The sequence below is a fragment of the Comamonas trifloxystrobinivorans genome, assembly GCF_043359985.1.
GTDB classification, from domain to species: domain Bacteria; phylum Pseudomonadota; class Gammaproteobacteria; order Burkholderiales; family Burkholderiaceae_C; genus Comamonas; species Comamonas trifloxystrobinivorans.
The window spans coordinates 100,106-115,981 of sequence record NZ_JBHZGV010000002.1; the positions used below are offsets into that span (position 1 = coordinate 100,106).

The 15,876-nt window shown below is 62.3% G+C and carries 14 protein-coding genes; 7 read left to right on the forward strand and 7 right to left on the reverse strand.

Annotation, left to right across the window (positions count from 1 at the left end):
- Position 1 precedes the first annotated feature (1 nt).
- Positions 2-1,216, reverse strand: a complete 1,215-nt coding sequence (locus ACFIQF_RS02190) for an efflux RND transporter periplasmic adaptor subunit (protein WP_393939663.1) — start codon at positions 1,214-1,216, stop codon at positions 2-4.
- Positions 1,213-1,902 (reverse strand): TetR/AcrR family transcriptional regulator, encoded by a 690-nt coding sequence (locus ACFIQF_RS02195; protein ID WP_393939665.1) that lies wholly within the window; start codon positions 1,900-1,902, stop codon positions 1,213-1,215. Before ACFIQF_RS02195 ends, ACFIQF_RS02190 begins: the two co-directional genes overlap by 4 nt.
- A 358-nt stretch (positions 1,903-2,260) precedes the next feature.
- On the opposite strand from ACFIQF_RS02195, the gene msrA reads away from it, so the two are divergent.
- Positions 2,261-2,812 (forward strand): peptide-methionine (S)-S-oxide reductase MsrA, encoded by a 552-nt coding sequence (gene msrA / locus ACFIQF_RS02200; RefSeq protein ID WP_393939667.1) that lies wholly within the window; start codon positions 2,261-2,263, stop codon positions 2,810-2,812.
- A 114-nt stretch (positions 2,813-2,926) separates the two neighbouring features.
- Positions 2,927-3,373 (forward strand): Fur family transcriptional regulator, encoded by a 447-nt coding sequence (locus ACFIQF_RS02205; protein ID WP_393939668.1) that lies wholly within the window; start codon positions 2,927-2,929, stop codon positions 3,371-3,373.
- 15 nt (positions 3,374-3,388) lie between these two features.
- On the opposite strand, the gene ACFIQF_RS02210 is transcribed toward ACFIQF_RS02205, so the two are convergent.
- Positions 3,389-4,324: a DMT family transporter gene (locus ACFIQF_RS02210; protein ID WP_393939670.1), complete on the reverse strand. Its 936-nt coding sequence runs from the start codon at positions 4,322-4,324 to the stop codon at positions 3,389-3,391.
- A gap of 261 nt (positions 4,325-4,585) precedes the next feature.
- Here ACFIQF_RS02210 and ACFIQF_RS02215 point away from each other — a divergent pair, with 261 nt between their 5' ends.
- The gene (locus ACFIQF_RS02215; protein ID WP_393939671.1) at positions 4,586-6,016 is read left to right on the forward strand and encodes a phosphomannomutase/phosphoglucomutase; all 1,431 of its coding nucleotides are present in this window, start codon (positions 4,586-4,588) and stop codon (positions 6,014-6,016) included.
- A 9-nt stretch (positions 6,017-6,025) separates the two neighbouring features.
- Positions 6,026-7,372 (forward strand): 3-deoxy-D-manno-octulosonic acid transferase, encoded by a 1,347-nt coding sequence (locus ACFIQF_RS02220; protein ID WP_393939673.1) that lies wholly within the window; start codon positions 6,026-6,028, stop codon positions 7,370-7,372.
- Between the two features lie 44 nt (positions 7,373-7,416).
- Here the strand turns inward: ACFIQF_RS02220 and ACFIQF_RS02225 are convergent, their stop codons facing one another.
- Positions 7,417-8,691, reverse strand: coding sequence for a purine-cytosine permease family protein (locus tag ACFIQF_RS02225; protein WP_393939675.1), 1,275 nt, complete (start codon positions 8,689-8,691; stop codon positions 7,417-7,419).
- A gap of 118 nt (positions 8,692-8,809) precedes the next feature.
- On the opposite strand from ACFIQF_RS02225, the gene ACFIQF_RS02230 reads away from it, so the two are divergent.
- Entirely contained in the window at positions 8,810-9,742 is a 933-nt protein-coding gene (locus ACFIQF_RS02230; RefSeq protein WP_393939677.1) for a pseudouridine synthase, read from the forward strand.
- Positions 9,743-9,760: 18 nt separating this feature from the next.
- Here the strand turns inward: ACFIQF_RS02230 and asd are convergent, their stop codons facing one another.
- Positions 9,761-10,609, reverse strand: a complete 849-nt coding sequence (gene asd / locus ACFIQF_RS02235) for an archaetidylserine decarboxylase (RefSeq protein ID WP_393939679.1) — start codon at positions 10,607-10,609, stop codon at positions 9,761-9,763.
- 202 nt (positions 10,610-10,811) lie between these two features.
- On the opposite strand from asd, the gene ACFIQF_RS02240 reads away from it, so the two are divergent.
- Entirely contained in the window at positions 10,812-11,984 is a 1,173-nt protein-coding gene (locus ACFIQF_RS02240) for an HPP family protein (protein WP_393939680.1), read from the forward strand.
- Positions 11,985-12,038: 54 nt separating this feature from the next.
- Here ACFIQF_RS02240 and lptG read toward each other — a convergent pair whose 3' ends face one another.
- Positions 12,039-13,133 carry an LPS export ABC transporter permease LptG gene (gene lptG, locus ACFIQF_RS02245; protein ID WP_393939682.1) on the reverse strand — a complete coding sequence of 365 codons (1,095 nt, stop codon included), beginning with the start codon at positions 13,131-13,133 and terminating at the stop codon, positions 12,039-12,041.
- Positions 13,130-14,236, reverse strand: a complete 1,107-nt coding sequence (gene lptF, locus ACFIQF_RS02250) for an LPS export ABC transporter permease LptF (RefSeq protein WP_393939684.1) — start codon at positions 14,234-14,236, stop codon at positions 13,130-13,132. The genes lptG and lptF overlap by 4 nt, the downstream gene beginning before the upstream one ends.
- A 23-nt stretch (positions 14,237-14,259) precedes the next feature.
- On the opposite strand from lptF, the gene ACFIQF_RS02255 reads away from it, so the two are divergent.
- Positions 14,260-15,873 (forward strand): leucyl aminopeptidase, encoded by a 1,614-nt coding sequence (locus ACFIQF_RS02255; RefSeq protein ID WP_393939685.1) that lies wholly within the window; start codon positions 14,260-14,262, stop codon positions 15,871-15,873.
- Positions 15,874-15,876 lie beyond the last annotated feature (3 nt).

The window sequence follows — 15,876 nt, forward strand, 5'->3', positions numbered from 1 at the left end:
TTTATGGCGCCGCTTTGCTGGTGGCTGCTTCAGGTGCATTGCTGGCCGCCGCAGCGGGCGCGGGAGCAGGTAAACGCACCAGCGTGCCAGCGCGCAGCTGGCCCACCTGACCGCTCAGCACTTGTTGCTGCGCTTGCAAGCCTTGGCTGATTTCTACCCAGGTGGTGCCGTCTTGCAAGGCGCGGCTGCCCAATTGCACCGGCTGGTGGCGCAGCACAAAATGCTCGCCTTGCGGCACCAGCAGCTGCACGTAGGGTTCTGGCTGGTCGGTGCGCACGGCAGACAAGGGCACGGCCAACGCATCAACCGCACCAATCTGCAATTGGCCTTGCAGATACAGGCCTTGGCGCAATTGCTGTTGCAGCTTTTGTTGGGGCGCGGGTTGCAGGCGCAAATACGCGGCAATCGAGCGGCTGGCCGTGTCTGCCTCGGGGTTGATGCGGGCGACCGTGGCGTTCACCGTCTGCTCACTGCCTTCCACCCGCAAGAGCGCACGTTGGCCGGGCTGCACTTGCAGCGAATCAGCGGGCGAGAGCTGCACTTTCAGCTCCAGCTGGCTCAGGTCTACCACTTCCAGCACCTGCACATCGGGGCCGACTTTCTCGCCGTTGCTCACCCATTTTTTGGCCACTTGGCCGCTGATCGGGCTGTAGAGCACGGTATCGCTCAGGTTCTTCTTCAACACCTGGGCGGCCGACAAAGCCGCCTGGTAGTTGGATTGCGCCGCTTGCAGCTGCGACTGCGAAGCCTGCAGCGCCGTGGACGAGATAAAGCCCTGGTCTACCAGGGCGCGGTTGTTGTCGAACTGGCGCTGCTGAATATCGCGCTGCGCCCGCGCCGCATCAGCTTGCTGCTGAGCCTGCGCCAAGCGGGCCTGGCTTTCGGTGCTGTCTATGCGCGCCACCACTTGGCCGGCGGTCACGGCATCGCCTTCGCGCAACTGCAGTTGCTGGATCTCGCCCGCCATACGCGCCTTGATGGTGGCCGTGTTCACGGCTTGCACGGTGCCGCTGATGGGCAAAGTCAGCGGCAGTTGCTGCTGCGTGGCAGTCAAAACATCGCTGGGCGCCAACTGGTAAAGCGCTTGTGCCTTGGCTTGCTCTGCTTGCTCCAAGGCTTGTTGTTTTTGTTGTTGCGTGCGCATGCCGCGCCACACGCCAGCACCCAGCAAGGCCAGCACGCAAACCACCAAAACCCAGGGAATCAGCTTTTTCATGCACCTTCCTTGGCCGCCAAAGGCGCTGCAGTGATGGGGGCGAGGCCGCGCACCAGCGTATCGGCTTGCAGTTGCAGAAAATCGGGAATATGCATTTGGGGATCGGGCAGGCAAACGCCGCCGGTGTTCCGGGCGGTGGCGCAATAAATCAGGGGGGCCAACACCAAGGCGGTGCCTTGCTGCAAGTTGATGGGGCGCAGCTCGCCGCGCTCAATGCCGCGTTGCAGCATGCGCTCGACCAGGCGGTTGCCGGGGATGACGACCTCTTGCCGGTAAAACGCCGCAATCTCGGGAAAGTTGTGCGCCTCGGCCATTACCAGCTGCGTCAGCCCGCAAGCCTTGGTGTTGCCAATGCGCGTCCACCACACTTCGTAGCAATAGCGAATCAGGCTGGCGGTATCTTGCTGGTAGGCGTCCAGCTCCAAATCCCATTCGGCAAAACGGTCGGCCAACGTATGGCGCACCACCGCCTGAAAAAGCTCTTGCTTGCTGGGAAAGTAGAGGAACAGTGTGCCTTTGGAGACGCCAACCTGGCGCGCCACTTCTTCCACCTTGGTGGCGGCATAGCCTTTGGCCACGAACAGATCCAGCGCCGCATCGAGCAGCTCGCCTGGGCGCGCTTGCTTGCGCCGGCTGCGGCGCGGCGCTGCCGGTTCGGAAGACGGATTGGAAGAAGAAGTGCCCATGCCAGCCAACAAAGAAAACGGGCTTGCAGCCTAGCTCTGCGTAGGTGCCCGGTTAATGACCCGGCGGTTATTAAAGCATGTTTATGTTCCTTGCGTGGCGCGACGCGTTGGAAACGCATGCTTTCCAGAGCGCCGACCACTGTAGGTTGCGGCTCTGACCGCGTCAAGCGGCAACGGCGGACCGGCCTTCCATCAGCCGCCTTGCAGATGCCGCGCAGTCGGGGCTAGCCATACCGGCACCGAAAAGCGGCCTGAGGCTGCGTAAAGCTTTAAAAATAGTGTTTGGCTGACGAAGCGGGGTCAGCAATCTCTGGTACAAATCTTGGCAGTATTTCGCGAATCGCTTTCCGGAGTTTGCATGGCTACCCACGATCCCTCGTCCACCGAAACCATTTATCTGGCTGGTGGTTGCTTTTGGTGCACGGACGCGGTATTTAGCCGCGTGCGCGGCGTTCTCGGCGTGACCAGCGGTTACGCCAATGGCGAGCTGGCCAACCCCAGTTATGAGCAAGTGTGCTCGGGCACCACGGGCCACGCCGAGTGCATTGAGCTGCGTTTTGACCCCAGTGTTTTGCCGTTGGAGCAGGTGTTGCAGATCTTTTTTGCTACGCACGACCCGACGACGCTCAACCGCCAGGGCAACGATGTGGGTACGCAGTACCGCAGCGCCATTTTCTGCACCCATGCGCAGCAATTGGCCGCAGTGCGTGCCTTTGTGCAGCAACTGCAAGCCAGCGGCCAGTTTGGTGCGCCGCTGGTGACCGAGGTGGAACCGCTCGCGCGCTTTTGGACGGCCGAGGCCTACCACCAAGAGTATTTCGACCACAACCCGCGCCAACCGTACTGCCAGTACGTGGTGGCGCCCAAGGTGGACAAGCTGGAAACCCGTTTTTCCAGCTGGTTGAAATAAGCCTGGCCGCAGCCCGCCGGGGGAGCGGGCATAATGCAACACAATTGCATCAGCGCAGCCACAACCGTTTTCATGCTTGCAGCCAAACGCTCTCCCAATTCTGCCGCTTTGTCCGTGCAGTCGCTCCCCGCGGGCATGCGTGCCACGCGGGCGACCAAGGCTTTGCTCGCCTTGCTGGATGCGCAGCCGCAAACCCAGTGGTCGGCCGCCGATGTGCAGGCGCGTTTGCAAAAAATGGGGGTGGATGTGAACCGCGTCACCACCTACCGTTTGCTCGATCGCCTGGCCGCCGCCGGCCGCTTGCTCAAAAGCGTGGACGCTGAACGGCTGACGCGCTACAGCTTGCGCAGCTCGGCGCAGACGCTGCATGTGCGCTACGAATGCACCGATTGCCACCAGGTGCAGGCGCTCGATGAATCGGCCGACAACGCGCCCAATGCCCAAATGGCGCAAGCCATGGCGCAGTATTTGCAAAGCCTGCAAGGCCAGGGTTTAGCCCCGGCCGAGACCGAGCTGCGCTTGCAAGGCCTGTGCGCCGATTGCAAACGCAGCCACCTATAAAAGGCTTGTTGCGTTTTACGGGCGCTTGGCGCCGATCAGCCCGGTCGACAACATGGTGCCGCCCACAATGATGACGCCGCAGCCCAGCATCCACGCGGTAATCGGCTCGCTCAGGAACCAGTTGCCGTAGAGCAGGGCGAAAACCGGAGCCAGAAAGGTGACCGCAATGGCGCGACTCGGGCCCGCGTTTTGGATGATGCGGAAGTACAAGATATAAGCCACGCTGGTACACAGCAGCGCCAAAGCCGCCACTGCCCACCAAGAGCCCGCGCCCGGCGTTTGGGCCGGCCACAGGGCTACGGTAGGCACCAACAAGGCCAGGCTTGCGCCGATCATGCTGCCGGTCGCAGTGGCCAAAGGCGGCACGCCCACCAGATAGCGTTTGGCAAAGCTGGCCGCAATGCCGTAGCTCAGCGATGCGCACAAACAAGCGCCAATGGCGGTGTAAGCGGCCCAATCACTGCTGCCGGTGCTGCTGGCCGGTTTGTCGTGCAAGGCGAGCAGGGCCACGCCGGCAAAACCCATCAGCAAGCCAATGGCGCGCAGCCGGGTAATGCGGTCGCCCAGCCAAAGCCAGGCCACCACGGCGCCAAACAGAGGCGCTGCAGCATTCAAGACCGAAGCCATGCCGGTGGGCATGTGCACCACGGCATAAGCAAACAGAGCAAAAGGAATGGCCGAGTTGATGAGACCGGAGAAAAGCACCGGCTTCCAGTGTTGGCGCAAGGCCGGCCATTCGCCGCGCAGCACCATCACCGGCAGCAAAAACAGCGCTGCCAGGGTGACACGCAGGCCAGCCGTGGGCACCGGGCCAAACTGCGCCGCGCCCAGGCGCATGAAGAGAAACGAAGCACCCCAGAGCACGGCCAACAAGACAAATTCGGGCAACCAACGCAGGTTAGATGAGGCAGAGGCGCTGTGAACGGCGGCGGAAGTGGAGGTGGAAGCCATGGCTGTTTTCATAAGTGGTGTGCCATGCTAAACGGACTGCCTCGGCCGATTGCTGAGATTCTTGCGCTGAATTGATGCGCGCTGTGTTGCTATTGTTGTGATAGCTGCATGCGCTTGCCTGTGCGTTGGATTTCTGTAATAAAAACAGAGAAAATTTCAGGGCAAGGCCCTGTCGCACAGGCGCAGCGAGCTTTGGCGCCTGCCAGCCGTGCCTACAATAGCGCGTTTCGCAGCGCGCTGCGGGCGCGGTGCGCGCCTGGCATGCCAGCGCCTTGCTGCTCCAGCTATCGCAAAGGTTTCACTGTGCCGATTTCTCCGTCGATCTTCAAAGCCTATGACATCCGCGGCATTGTGCCGAGCACCTTGAATGAGTCCGTAGCGCTGAAACTGGGCCGTGCGTTTGGCCAGCAAGCCCTGGCCGCAGGCGAAATGGTGGTGGCCGTGGGGCGCGATGGCCGTCTGTCCGGCGACGAGCTGAGCCGCGCGCTGATCCAGGGCTTGGTGGATGCGGGTATCGAAGTCATCGACATTGGCCGCGTGACCACGCCCATGCTGTACTTTGCGGCCAATACGCTGTGCCACAGCGGTATCCAGATCACCGGCAGCCACAACCCCAAGGATTACAACGGCTTCAAGATGGTGCTGGCCGGCCGCGCCATTTATGGCGACGAGATTCAGAAGCTGCGCCAAATCATGGAAAAAGAAGCCTGGCGCATGCAAGGCGGCGGCAAAGTGCGCCAAGCCGATGTCACCCAGGCCTACGTGGAGCGCATTGTGGGCGATGTGAAGCTGGCCCGTCCGATGAAGATTGTGGTGGACAGCGGCAACGGCATTGCCGGCGCTACAGCACCTGGCATCTTCCGCGCGCTGGGTTGCGAGGTGACCGAGCTGTTCTCCGAAGTGGACGGCAATTTCCCCAACCACCACCCGGACCCGAGCAAGCCCGAAAACCTGAAAGACCTGATCGAAGCCCTGCAAAGCGGCGATGCCGAGCTGGGCCTGGCCTTTGACGGCGACGGCGATCGCCTGGGCATCGTCACCAAGGACGGGCAGAACATTTTCCCCGACCGCCAGATGATGCTGTTCGCGCAAGACGTGCTCTCGCGCGTGCCCGGCGGCGAGATTGTCTACGACGTGAAATGCTCGCAGCGCCTGGCTCCGGCCATTGAGGCCGCTGGCGGCAAGCCGGTGATGTTCAAGACCGGCCACTCGCTCATCAAGGCCCGCATGCGCGAAACCAATGCGCCACTGGGCGGCGAGATGAGCGGCCACATCTTCTTTAAAGAGCGCTGGTTTGGTTTTGACGATGGCACTTACGCCGGCTGCCGCCTGCTCGAAATTTTGAGCCGCGCTCAGAACCCCAGCGCCGTACTCAACGCCTTGCCCACCAGCTACAGCACGCCTGAGCTGAATGTGGCCTGTGAGGAGGGCGAGCCGCACAAGCTCACCGCCGAGCTGCAAGCCATGGCGCCTTCGGTTTTCAGCGAACCGGCGCAGATCAACACCATCGACGGCCTTCGCGTGGATTGGCCCGATGGTTTTGGCCTGATCCGTGCCAGCAACACCACGCCTGTGCTGGTGTTGCGTTTTGAAGGCCACACCCAGGCGGCGCTGCACCGCATCCAGAACGAGATGAAGGCGCTGCTGCTCAAGGTCAAGCCCGACGCCGTGGTTGGCAGCGCGGCGCACTGAGCACGGCTGATGGGGCTGGTCCTGGGCTTGTATTCACTGGCTGCGCGGTTGGCGCGGCCCTTGGTGCGGCGCAAGCTGGCGCGCCGTGCGCAAAACGAGCCCGGCTACGCCGAAGCGGTGGAGCAGCGCTTTGGCAACTACAGCGATCTGCCGCCTTACCAAAGCCTGGCCGACATGCCGCTGGTGTGGATCCACGCGGTATCGCTGGGCGAAACCCGCGCGGTTGCGATCTTGCTGCGCGAGCTGCGCGAGCAAATTCCTGCCGTACGCCTGTTGCTGACCAATGGCACGGCCACCGGCCGCGCCGAAGGGCAAAAGCTGCTGCTGCCCGGCGATATTCAGGTGTGGCAGCCTTGGGACGATGCGGCGGCCGTACGCGCTTTTCTGCGCCATTTCCGGCCGGCGATCGGCATCTTGATGGAAACCGAGATGTGGCCTGGCCTGGTGGCCGGCTGCCGCAAAGCGCAGGTGCCACTGGTGCTGGCCAATGCGCGGTTGAATGAAAAATCGCTGCGTGGCGCCCAGCGTTTGGCCTGGCTGGCCCGGCCGGCGTACCAAAGCCTGTCCAGCGTGATCGCCCAGACCTATGCCGATGCCGAGCGCCTGCGCAGCGTGGGCGCGCCCGTGGCGGCTGTGCTGGGCAACCTGAAATTCGATGTGCAGCCTGACGCTGCGCAACTGGCCCAAGGCCAGGTTTGGCGCCAACAAAGCAGCAAACCTGTGGTCTTGCTGGCCAGCAGCCGCGAGGGCGAAGAAGCGCTGTGGCTGCAGGCTTTGGAGCAATGGCGGCAACAAGCTGGCGATGCTGCGTCGTCCGTGCAGTGGCTGCTGGTGCCGCGCCACCCGCAGCGTTTTGACGAAGTGCAAGCGCTGCTCTCCGCCAGCGGCCTGAGTGTGTCACGGCGCAGCCAATGGCAGGCTGAGCCCGAGCCGGCCGATATTTGGCTGGGCGACAGCATGGGCGAAATGCAGCTGTACTACGGCATGGCCGATGTGGCTTTGCTGGGCGGCAGCTATGCCCCCTTGGGCGGGCAAAACCTGATCGAGGCCGCCGCCTGCGGTTGTCCGGTGGTCATGGGGCCGCACACCTTCAACTTTGCGCAAGCCGCCGACAGCAGCGCCGAAGCCGGTGCCGCCGTGCGCGTGGCCGATATGGCGCAAGGCCTGCAGCAGGCCGTGGCCATTGCCTGCGATAGCGCCCTGCAAAAGCGCATGCGCGATGCAGCGCTGGTATTTGCCCAATCGCACCGCGGCGCGGCCAAGGCAAGCGCTCAAATGATTGCGGCGCTGCTCGAATCCACCAAAGGCTTTGTCAACACCAGCTTTGAAGCTTCGCTGTTCGACGAGGAAAGCTGAAGTCCTGCAGTGGCAGCCCTATCTGCCGCTCAGAGCTGGGGCCGTCAAGCCTGGGGCTTGGCCCGCGTGGCAAACGCCAGCACAAAAGTCACCAACAAGGTAGGAATCGCCGAGCCGGCAACAGGTGCCCAGGTTGCCAGCGCGTGGTACAGCGCAATACCGCCCAGCCACAGCGCGACGGGCAGGGCGTGGACATTGGCTTGTGCTACTGGCAAGCGGAAGCCGCCAAAAGCCAAGCGGCCCAGAATCACGCCAAACAAAGGTACAAAGACTGAGCTGAGAATCAGCAAAAACGGCTCCAGGCTGTGCATCGGCAACACCATGGCGAGCAAGGTGCAGGCCACGGCGATGGCCAGGCCCCAGGCGCGCACGCTCCAGTTGGGTGACAGGCTGTGTGCAGACACGGCGCCCGAGTAAGCGTCGCCGTAGGCGTTGTCCACCTCATCGAGCAGCACCAAAGACAGCGCGATCAGGCCGCCTTGTGCCAGCAGCAGCGCCGCCACCAGGTCTTTGCTGGGTAACACCAGCGCCACCAATACACCCAGCGCATAGCACCACACGTTGGCAATGCCAAAACCCAGCCAAGTGCCCGCCATGGCAGAGCGGCCGTTTTTGCCGTAGCGCGAATAGTCGGCCACCAGCGGCAGCCAGGAGATGGGCATGGCTACCACCAGGTCCAGCGCTGGCATGACGCCCATGCCGCCTGCGCCTTCGCGGCTCCACAAAGCGGCCAGGCCCTGGTTGTGCGCCATGCCGACAAATTGCCAACTCAGCCACAGCAGCGACAGCACCACCAGCGGCAGGGCAATGCGCGAAATCAGCTTGCGCACCAGGTGCACCATGGAGCCGAGCATCAGCACCACCAGCAAAGCGCCCCACAAAATGGTCGCCAGCCAAGGCCAGTATTCGGCTTGCATGCTGCCAGCCTGGCGGCCAATGGCGACGGTGGAATCGCGCATTACCACCAGCTCAAAAGCGCCCCAGCCTAGCAATTGCACAATGTTCAGCAGCACCGGCAGCTTGGCGAAGTGGCGACCATACACCTGGTGGATCAGGCCGGCGCTGGACAAACCGGTGTCGCAGCCAAGCTTGGCTACCCAGGCCAGCAATCCTGCCCCGACGATGGAGCCTCCCACAATCGCCAGCAGCGCTTGTTGTGGCGACAGGGCCGGCATCAGATAAGCGCCGATTTGCATCACCAACAGGCCCACGCCCAGGCTGAACCAGAGCGAGGCCAGGTGCATGCCGTTGAAGACGCGCTCTTCGGCGCGGACCGGCGTTAGCGCGGCATTGGAGTTGGAGGGCAGGCTGCTGCTCATGGATCGGAGTAAGTGGTTAGGGCTGGGCAAAAAGTCGCGCTATTGTGCCTTGGCGCCAAGCCCCTGACGGCCAAGCGTGCAATGCTGGCATTGCTGCCTCACTACAATCCACGCCGATATGGATTTGCATGCAAACGCGGCGCTTGGCGAGCCGCATACCTGGATGCGCGACGGCGTCAGCCCCAGTTGCGTGGTCTTGCCCAGCCAGGGCGATGGCTGGCTGCTCGATTACCTGGCCGAGCGCCTGCCGCTGGTAGCCCGCGCCGATTGGCAGGCGCGCATGGACGCTGGCGCTGTGGTGGATGCGCAGCGCCAACCCTTGCGTGCCGACCAGCGCTTTGTGCCCGGCCAGCGCGTTTATTACTGGCGTACGCTGGAGAGTGAAACCCCGATCCCGTTTGAAGCCCAGGTGTTGTACGAGGACGAGCGCTTGCTGCTGGTCGACAAACCGCACTTCCTGCCCGTATTGCCAACGGGCAAATACGTGCAGAACTCATTGCTGGTGCGTTTGAAGCTGGCTACCGGCAATGCTGCTTTGTCGCCTTTGCACCGCATTGACCGCGATACGGCAGGCTTGGTGCTGCTGTCCAAAGACGCTGCGACGCGGGGCGTTTATCAGGCTTTGTTCCGCGATCGCGCCATGCACAAGCGATACGAGGCGGTGGCGCCAATGCGTGCCGGGCTGGAGTTTCCGCGCGAGCACCACAGCCGCATGGAAGAGAGCCAGCGCTTTTTTCTGATGCACGAAGTGTCTGGCGCACCGAACAGCCACACGCTGATGGATGTGGTGGAGAGCAACGGCCACTGGGCGCGTTACAGCTTGCAGCCCATCAGTGGCAAGCGCCACCAATTGCGCGTGCATATGGCGGCGCTGGGCATAGCCATCCGCAACGATGCTTTCTACCCGGAAGTGAATGATCCGCCGGAAGGCGATTTCTCGCGCCCTTTGCAGCTATTGGCCAAAGAGCTGGGTTTTGTCGACCCGGTGAGCGGCGTGCAGCACGCTTTTACAAGCCGACTGCAGTTGCTGCCTTTGCCGGAGCAGGCTTAGCCGGCGGCGCTAGAGACCTTACAGCGGGAAGTTGCCCATGTTTTCGCCCAGGCGCACGGGCTTGGCGGCCACCCAATCGGCGGCAAACTGCGTTTTGCCCGGCGGCAGCAACAACACCACGGTCGAGCCGAGCAGAAAGCGGCCCATCTCGTCGCCTTGCTCCAGCACGATGGGCTGGGTCTGGTAATCCCAGTGGCGGGGCTTGCGCGAGCGCGGCGGGTTCACCTGGCCGTGCCAGGTGGTGTACATGCTGCCAACAATGGTGGCACCCACCAGCACCATGACCACCGGGCCAATGCGCGTCTCAAACACGCAGACTACGCGCTCGTTGCGCGCAAACAGCCCAGGCACGCCGCGCGCGGTGAGCGGATTCACCGAGAACAGATCGCCCGGTACATAGACCATTTTTTGCAGCTTGCCCCGCAGTGGCATGTGGATGCGGTGGTAATCGCGCGGGCTGAGGTAAATGGTGGCGAACTGGCCATTGTTGAACTTGGCCGCCAGCTCGGCATCGCCACCCACCAAGGCTGTGGTGCTGTAGTTGTGGCCCTTGGCCTGGAAGATCTGGTCTTGCTCAATGGCTCCGCACTGGCTGATGGCGCCGTCCACCGGGCACACCAGATCGGCCTTGGCTTGCGGCCGCACGCCGGCGCGCAACTGGCGTGTGAAAAACTCGTTGAAGCTGCGGTAATGCGCAATATCGGGCTGCGCTGCTTCGTCCATGTTCACCTGGTATTTGCCGACAAACCAGCGAATGAACGAGGTGGTGGCGCCGCCCAGTTGCGCCGACGCCAGCTTGCCCGCTGCTGCGGTGAGCCACTTCTTGGGCAGCAGGTATTGGGGCAAAACTGCAAGTCGATCGCGCATGGTGGTCCGTTTTCCGTAAAACATGGATTCTATAGACACTGTGTCAGCGCCATGACATGCCCGGCGCGATCGGGCAGCGAAAAGCACGCAAAAGAGCGGATTGCCGACACATTGCTGCACTGCAACGCGGCCCGCCAGCCGGCAAACTGTCGCCATGCTGCTTATGATGGCGCCATTGCCTTATTTGCCCTTGCATTGCTGCATGCCTGAATTACCGCCAACCCGTACCGAAAATTCCACTGGCCGGGCCGAGCGCGCCCGCCATTGGCTGCGCAATTTTCTGCCGCCGTCGGCGCGGGTTGACGGCAAAGAGCTCTTGCGCATGGTGCTGGGCGTGGCGCTGATTTTGCTGCTGACCGGTTTGCTCAGTCGCTGGTGGGGCCAGGCGCACCATGCGCCTTGGCTGTTTGCCGCCATGGGCGCCAGCGCCATGCTGCTGATCTGCACGCCGTCCAGCCCCATGGCGCAACCCTGGCCGGTGCTGGTGGGCAGCGTGCTCTCGGGTGTGGCAGGCTGGGCAGCTACCTTGGTGCTGGAAGACTCGGTCAGTGCCGCAGCGCTGGCTGTGGGCCTGGCGGTCATGGTGATGGTGGTGCTGCGCTGCCTGCACCCGCCTGGCGCAGCGCTGGCCATGTGGATGGCGCTGGAGCGCGAGCTGGATCTGCAGGTCTTGCTCTACCCGGTAGCAGCCAATCTGGTGTTGCTGCTGGTTTTGGCCACGCTCTACAACCGCGCCAGCGGCAAGCGCTACCCGGCGCCGCAACACAGCCAAAAGCCGGGCGCTAGCGCAGCCAGCAGCATGCATATCGAAGGCGGCGATCTGGATGCTGCGCTCGCCCAGTTCAATGGCGTGCTGGACGTGAGCCGAGCAGACCTGGAAGCCTTGCTGCGTGGAGCCAGCCAAGCTGCTTTCAAGCGTACGCTGGGCAACCTGCGCTGCGAAGACATCATGGTGAGCCCTGTGTTTGTGGCCACGCCCGATATGCCGGTGCAGCAAGCCTGGGAGCGCATGCAAGAGCGCAAGGTCAAAGCCTTGCCGGTGGTGACCGAGCAACTGCAGGTGGTGGGCATCATCACCTCCACCGACTTGCTGGAGCAGGCCCTGGAAGTAACACCGGTGAGCTGGGGCAACAAGCTCAAATCCCTGGTGCTGCGCAAGAAAAAGAGCGAAGTCGTGGTGGGCGACCTGATGACCACCGATGTCGCCCGTGTGCAAACGCACGACCGTGTGGTAGGCCTGATCGAGGTGTTCAGCCACGGCCACCTGCGCCACTTGCCCGTGGTCAACACGCAGGGCAAGCTCGTTGGTATGGTGACGCAAACCGACCTGATCCGCACCATGGCGCAGTCGCTGGGCTCGGTGGAAAAAAGCTGATACGTCTGAAACGAAAAAGGCGCCGAAGCGCCTTGATGTGTTTGTACGCTGCCGCTAACGCCGCAGCACCAACCAGCTGAACGCGCCCAGCGAGAGCAGCGAATAGATGATCGAAGGTGCCGCAGCCGTCAGCACCGGGTGCCAGTGCTGCAGGTTGCCGGCAAAGCCGAACACGTTGTTGAGCAGGAAGAAGCTGATGCCAGCCATCACGCCACCAAATACGTAGCCGGTGATGCCGCCTGAGCGGAAGTGCAGGTAGGCAAAGGGCAGGGCGAGCACTACCATCACCAGACAGCTGATCGGGTAGAACACCTTGCGCCACAGCTCGATCTCGTAGCTTTGCGCCGACTGGCTGTTGGCTTTGAGGTGGCTGACGTACTGGAACAGGTCGTAGGTGCTCATCTGGTCGGGCTTGAGCACGGCGGCCGAGACCATGTTGCGTGTGACCGAGGTGGGCCAGGACAGCTCTTCGAGGTTTTTCACCTCAACGCGGGCCTTGCTCTCGTCGTTCAGAAAATAGCGCTGCTCCTGCACATGGTGCAATTGCCAGGCGCCATTGACTACGTTGCCGCCAGCGGCGGTGATCTGGTTGCGGATGCGACCCTGGTCGTCGAAGCTGAAAATGCGCACGCGCTGCAGATCGCCACCAGGGCTGATGGCGCGCACGTTGACAGCCACCATGCCGTCTTCGCGCGTTTCGCGCAGCCAGGCGCCGGTGCGACCGGTGCTCAGCTGGCCAAAGCGCTGGGCGCGCAGCAGCTGGCTAGCCTGGTCGCTGGCCGGGGCTACGTAGTCGCCAATCGCGAAGGTGAGCATGACAAAAGCCGCACCAATGCTCAGCAAGGTGCCCAGGGCTTTCCAGGGGCTCAGGCCGCTGGTGCGCAAAATCGTGAATTCCGAGCTTTGCGCCATGCGCGCCATCACAAAAATGGTGCCGATCAGCACCGTGATCGGCAGCAGCTCATACACGTGGCTGGGGATGTTGAGCATCACGCTCATCACCGCGTGCTTGAGCTCGTAGGTGCCGGTGCCGATCCAGCGGAACTCGTCAACCATGTCGAAAAAGAAGAACAGCGCCAAAAAGGCCAGCGTGACATAGCCCACCGAGGTGACGATGTCGCGGTAAATCATTTTGCGGAAGGTTTTCATGCGCGGCTCCCTTTGCTGCGCAGCCAATGCCACAGTGAGAACTGGTGGCTGCGGCTTTGGAGCAGGCCCCAGGCGATCAACGCGGCAATGCCGTGGATCAGGAAGAACGAAGTCCACAGCTGCACCTTGCCCGAGGCAACCCAGCTTTGCGAGAAAGTCATCATGTTGTAGTAGACGACAAAGGCGAACAGTGCAAACAGCAAGCTGCTGCTGCGGCCCGCGCGCGGGTTGACGCTGGCCATGGCCAGGCCCAGCACCACAAAGTTGATGGCCGCTACCGCCAGGCCCAGGCGCCAACCCAGCTCGCCTTTGTGGCGCGGCTGATCGCTGACCATCAGCTGTTGCGTGGGAATGTTTTTGACCGCGTTGGGGTCGTTCAAGTCAATGGCAGCAGCCTTGCCGATGCGCGTGCCGTACTCTTGAAAATCGCTGACTTTCAGGCCACCCTTGTCCTCGGCCTTGTTTTTTTCAACACGCTGGCCGTCGTTGAGCACTGCCATCTTGGCGTTGTCCTTGACCTCCAGGTGCGCGCTCTTGGCGCTGGTGACCGTGTCTTTTTTCTCTTCATTGGTCACGATGAAGACATTGCTGGCTTCGGTGTCCGAGGCACGCTCGCGGTCGATGAAGAACACGCGCGAGCCGTCTGACGACTCCTGGAACTCGCCTGGTGCAATGCGGTCGATGTCGCCGCGCTGCTCGTACTGGGCGCGCAGTTGCACGATCTGCTGATTAGCCCAGGGCCAGACCACCAGGGCCAGCACCGCGATCACCACCATCACTGGCCAGGAAAAACGCATCAGCGGGCGCAAAAAGCTCATCAGGCTTTGGCCGCTGCTGAACCAGACCGCCATCTCGCTGTCGCGGTACATGCGCGAGAGCGTGGCAACCACCGCGATAAAAAGGCACAGGCTCAAAATGGTCGGCAGCTGCCCCAACACGGTATAACCCATGACCAGCATCACGTCGGAGGGGTTGACGCTGCCGCGCGAGGCCTGGCCCAGCACTTTGATGAGCATCATCGTCATCACCACGGTGACCAGCACCACCAAGGTGGCACCAAAGCTGCGGGATAACTCTTTACGGATCGAAGAATCGAATAACATTGGCGACAAGGAAAGCACCGATTATGAACTTTGAACTCAAGACTCTGGATCTGGCCTCGGCCGCATTGCAGCCTGGCGATCTGTTGGTAGCCCTGGTGGCGGACAACGCCCCCAAGGCCAGTGACGCATTGTCCACCCTTGTGGCGCATGCGCAAAAAAGTGGTGATTTTGAGGCAAAAACCGGCAAGTCGCTGGCCATGTACGCGGTGCCCGCCATCCAGGCTCGGCATTTGCTGCTGCTGGGCGTGGGCGATGCATCGGCCAAGTCGGTGCGCCAGGCCTTGTCGGGTGTGGCCGCGCAGCTCAACCGCGAAGGCATCAAGCAGGTCACTCTGGTATCGGCCAGCAAACTGTCTGCGTCCGCGCTTGATGCACTGGTGCAGTGCCTGGGTGATCTGAGCTACCAATACACGGCCACCAAACCGTCGGCCAAAGCGGCGTCGCTGGCCTCCATCACCGTGGGTGCGCCCAATGCAGCCGAGCTGTCGGGCGCTTTTGCGGTGGCGCAGGCCACCGCCATCGGTGTAGGCTTTGCCCGTGAATGGGCCAACCGCCCCGGCAACCACGCCACGCCCAAAATGCTGGCCGATGCCGCTGAGGCGCTGGCCGAAGGCAACAAGCGCATCAAATGCAAAATCCACAAGCCCGAGGATGTGGCCAAGCTAGGTATGGGTGCTTTCATCGCCGTGGCCCAGGGTTCGAGCCAGCCGCTGCGCTTTATTGAGCTGCACTACAACGGTGCTGACAAATCGGTTGCGCCTGTGGTGCTGGTGGGCAAGGGCATCACGTTTGACACCGGCGGCATTTCCATCAAGCCTGCGGGCGACATGGACGAGATGAAGTTCGACATGGGCGGCGCAGCCAGCGTGCTGGGCAGCTTCCGCGCTTTGGCCGAGCTCAAGCCCGAGATCAACGTGGTCGGCCTGATCCCCGCTTGCGAGAACATGCCCGACGGCAGCGCCGTCAAGCCGGGCGACGTGGTCACCAGCATGAGCGGTCAGACCATCGAGATTTTGAACACCGACGCCGAAGGCCGCCTGGTGCTGTGCGATGCGCTGCACTATGCCGAGCGCTTTGAGCCCGCAGCCATCATCGACATAGCCACACTCACCGGCGCTTGCGTCATTGCTTTGGGCGGCCAGCGTAGCGGCCTGTTCTCGAACAACGACGCGCTGGCGCAGGCTCTGCAAAATGCGGGTGAGCAGGCGCTGGACGGCTGCTGGCGCATGCCGCTCGATGACGAGTACGCCGAAGGCCTGAAAACGAATTTTGCCGACGTCGCCAATGTGGCTGGCCGCCCCGGTGGTGCCATCACGGCTGCCAAGTTCTTGCAGCGCTTTGTGGGCAACACGCCTTGGGCGCACCTGGATATTGCTGGCACGGCCTGGAAAAGCGGCGCCAAAAAAGGTGCAACCGGCCGCCCCGTGCCCTTGTTGCTGAACTATCTGCTGGCTACCGCGGGCAGCAGCAAGCCGGCCAAGGCCGAGAAGGCAGAAAAAGCAGCCAAGGCCGAGAAGGCAGAAAAAGCAGCCAAGGCGGATAAAACCAGCAAGACCAAGGCGGACAAGGCAGCCAAAGCGCCGGTGCAAGACGAGACACCTGTAGTCGTCGCCAACAAGTCGCTCAAATCCGAATAAAGC